Origin of the sequence: Sphingomonas sp., assembly GCF_040398505.1 — a bacterium.
GTDB lineage: Bacteria > Pseudomonadota > Alphaproteobacteria > Sphingomonadales > Sphingomonadaceae > Sphingomonas.
In genome coordinates, this window is sequence record NZ_JBBATX010000172.1 from 1 (window position 1) to 3,692 (window position 3,692).

Sequence of the window (3,692 nt, forward strand, 5' to 3'; positions counted from 1 at the left end):
CGAGAGCGCCTTCTACATGGTCGGCGGCATCGACGAAGTGATCGCCAAGGCCGAGCGGATGGCCAAGGAAGCGTAATTTCTCTTTTTAGCCCTCTCCCATCTTCATGGGAGAGGGTTGGGTGAGGGTCTTCTTCTTCGCCGCGCTCCGGACAAGAAGAAGACCCTCACCGACTTCGACTAGGCAGCAAGCTGCCAAGTCTCCGTAGCCTCTCCCGCGAACGCGGGAGAGGGCATAGGATAAGAACCATGCCCCTTCACTTCGAACTCGTCACCCCAGAACGCCTCGTCCGCAGCGAGGACGTGTATATGGTCGTCGTCCCCGGGACCGAGGGCGATTTCGGCGTACTGGAGGGCCATGCCCCGGTCATGTCGACGATCCGCGACGGCGCGCTGTCGGTCTATCGCACCGAAAAGGGCGAGCCGGAAACGATTGCGATCGAAGGCGGTTTCGCCGAGGTTTCGGCGGCAGGCCTGACCGTGTTGGCCGAACGGACCGCCTGACGCGCGGACCTTATGCGACACGCGGCGGTTTTGGTTAGGAAATTGTCAAACTCTCGCGCTTAGGCATTTGCGGTGGCCATTAGGGAACCGCACGGCATGAGTGCATTTGGACGTCGACCGGGAATGGCTGGAGCTGGAGCGCGCCCCGCTTTCGGTGTCGCGCGCCCGATGCAGGGCGGCAGCGCACGCCCGTCCGATGGCGAAGCCGGGCCAGGCGCCGGCGAACAGTTCCCACCGCTGCCGACCTTCCCCGAAAGCGATCCGACCGGCACCATGCCCGGCACGCAGCAGGATGCGATGCAGCGCCTTGCCGACCGCCAGGCCTCGTCCGCCGAATCGGGCAGCTCGAAGGTCGAGGGCTTCGAAAGCTCGATCCACAAGATCAAGGAACAGGTCCTTCCGCGCTTGCTCGAACGCGTCGATCCCGAGGCGGCGGCAACGCTGAACAAGGACGAACTCGCCGAGGAATTCCGCCCGATCATCGGCGAAGTGCTCGCCGAGCTCAAGCTGACGCTCAACCGCCGCGAGCAATTCGCGCTCGAAAAGGTGCTGGTCGACGAACTGCTTGGCCTCGGGCCGCTCGAAGAATTGCTCGCCGATCCCAACATCACCGACATCATGGTCAACGGCCCCGACCAGACCTATGTCGAGCGCAAGGGCAAGCTCGAACTCGCGCAGATCCAGTTCCGCGACGAGGAGCATCTGTTCCAGATCGCGCAGCGCATCTGCAACTCGGTCGGCCGCCGCGTCGATCAGACCACGCCGCTCGCCGACGCCCGCCTCAAGGACGGCAGCCGCGTCAACGTCATCGTCCCGCCGCTCAGCTTGCGCGGCACCGCAATCTCGATTCGTAAATTCTCCGCCAAGCCGATCACGCTCGACATGATGGCGGGCTTCGGCTCGATGAGCCCGAAGATGGCCACCGCACTCAAGATTGCCGGCGCGTGCCGCTTCAACGTCGTCATCTCGGGCGGTACCGGCTCGGGCAAAACCACGATGCTCAACGCGCTGTCGAAGATGATCGACCCCGGCGAGCGCGTGCTGACGATCGAGGACGCCGCCGAACTCCGCTTGCAACAGCCGCACTGGCTCCCGCTCGAAACGCGCCCCGCCAACCTCGAAGGTCAGGGCGAAATCAGCATCCGCGATCTCGTCAAGAACGCGCTGCGTATGCGCCCGGATCGCATCATCCTCGGCGAAATTCGCGGCAGCGAGTGTTTCGACATGCTCGCCGCGATGAACACCGGTCACGATGGATCGATGTGTACGCTCCACGCCAACTCCCCGCGCGAGGCGCTCGCGCGTATGGAGAACATGGTGATGATGTCCGACATCAAGGTGCCCAAGGAAGCGATCTCGCGCCAGATCGCCGATTCGGTCGAGATGATCATTCAGGTGAAGCGCCTGCGCGACGGTTCGCGCCGCGTCACCAACGTGACCGAAGTGATCGGCATGGAAGGCCCGGTGATCGTCACGCAGGAGCTGTTTAAGTTCGAATATCTCGACGAGTCCGCCGACGGCAAGATCATCGGCGAATATCGCTCGATGGGGTTGCGCCCCTATACGCTGGAAAAGGCGCGGACCTTTGGCTTCGATCAGGCCTATCTCGAGGCGTGCCTCTAAGCATAGACCGTCGCGCCCCCTTCCGTCACCCCGGCCTTGTGCCGGGGTCCACCGTTCAGCGCGCGCAACGTCTCTCATCTGCGCGGCTGTGGAGCCGGGACAGGGCCGGTGTAACGAACCGAAAACGGCCACTGCCCAAAAATCGACGACTGCATGAGCAGTGTCTAAGCTCCCCCCGATGCGCGCGCTTCTCCTCACCCTCCCGCTGCTGACAGTCGCCGCATCCCAACCGGCAACGATCGATGTGCTGGCACCCGATGCCGAGGCGCGCTGGATCGCATTCGAGCTCACCCCCGCCAACCAGATCCGCTTCTCGGCCATCGTCGATGTTCAACCCGTCAGCGCGATTCTCGATACCGGGGTCAGCACATCGCTGCTGTCGCGCGGCTTCGTCGAGCGGACCAAGCTACGCATCCGCTCCGGCCCAGCCGCCGTCGCGATCGGCGGGACGGTGGCGAGCGGCTGGGTCGATGTCCGCGAGATGGTGGTCGGTCCATTAACCCGGCACCACGCGCAACTGGCCACTACCACCCTGCCCGACGCCGCAACGGGCGGCGCGCCGGTCGATCTCCTCGTCGGGCGGGATATGACCCAGGGCTATGCGCTCGACATCGATTATGATGCGCGGCGCTTCCGCCTGCTGCCCTCGGGGCGCCTTCCCTTTCGCGGAAGCACCGCGCCGCTGCGCATTGCCGGCACGTGGCCGGGGTACGTGACCGAGCTTTCGCTCGGCGCTGCCCACATCTCCCGCGTGCTGATCGATACCGGCGATGGCGGTGCTGTTACGCTGCGCCATGGCGTGTGGAGCGCCCTGCCCGAGGCGAAAATGCCGACCACCAGTACGATCGCCTATGGCATCGGCGGGGCATCGTTGGTCGATCTCGCGATCGTCCCCGCCGTCCACAGCGGCACGCTGACCGCCCGCACTGTCGAGGTACGGATCGAACCCAACACAGGCTATACGCAGGCGATCGGGATGAACGGGCGGATCGGGTCGGGCTTCCTCAGCCGCTACCGCGTCCTGCTCGATCCCGCCGCCGGGCGTATGGTGCTGGGCCCTGGCAAGAATGGCGACGAGCCCCCACTGCGATCAACCAGCGGCCTGGTGTTGCGCGCCGAGGCCGACCGGCTGAGCGTACTCCACGTCATGCGCGGCAGCCCTGCCGAAGCCGCCGGATGGCACGCGGGCGAACAGATTTGCCGAGTCGATGGCGCAACCGTCGCCAGCGAAGCGCCGCTCCGCTGGCCGGTCGATCGCCCTGGGCGCACGGTGAGGCTGGGGGTGTGCGATGGCACGATCCGAACGCTGACGCTGCGCAGCTTTTACTGACCGTGCGTCGCCACGATCGCGCAGCACGCGGCGACGATCAGCGCGACCATCTGCAGCGTCCGCCAATCGACGACTCCGATCCGGTCGAGATCCGCGCGCGCCGACCGCCGCCAATCGCCGACGCCCGCCGCGACCGCAACAAGACCTGCGACCGCCGCCGCGATCCACGACACCATTGCGCTACTCAGTCGCCGAGCTTTTCGATCTTTTCGTTCAACCGGCCGAGTTCGGCCTTGAG

Annotated in this window: 4 protein-coding genes; 3 read left to right on the forward strand and 1 reads right to left on the reverse strand. The window is 65.3% G+C overall.

The window, feature by feature from the left end; genetic code table 11:
* Positions 1 to 246 precede the first annotated feature (246 nt).
* The 3 genes from ABWP09_RS13960 (at position 247) to ABWP09_RS13970 (ending at position 3,454) form a co-directional block, all read left to right on the forward strand.
* On the forward strand, positions 247 to 501 hold the full coding sequence (locus ABWP09_RS13960; protein ID WP_353205728.1) for an ATP synthase F1 subunit epsilon: 255 nt from the start codon (positions 247 to 249) through the stop codon (positions 499 to 501).
* 123 nt (positions 502 to 624) lie between these two features.
* Positions 625 to 2,124 carry a TadA family conjugal transfer-associated ATPase gene (locus ABWP09_RS13965; RefSeq protein WP_353205729.1) on the forward strand — a complete coding sequence of 500 codons (1,500 nt, stop codon included), beginning with the start codon at positions 625 to 627 and terminating at the stop codon, positions 2,122 to 2,124.
* A gap of 178 nt (positions 2,125 to 2,302) precedes the next feature.
* A complete protein-coding gene (locus ABWP09_RS13970) occupies positions 2,303 to 3,454 on the forward strand; it encodes an aspartyl protease family protein (protein WP_353205730.1) in 1,152 nt (383 codons plus the stop codon).
* Here ABWP09_RS13970 and ABWP09_RS13975 read toward each other — a convergent pair.
* Positions 3,448 to 3,630, reverse strand: a complete 183-nt coding sequence (locus ABWP09_RS13975) for a hypothetical protein (protein WP_353205731.1) — start codon at positions 3,628 to 3,630, stop codon at positions 3,448 to 3,450. The genes ABWP09_RS13970 and ABWP09_RS13975 overlap by 7 nt on opposite strands.
* Positions 3,631 to 3,692: the final 62 nt, after the last annotated feature.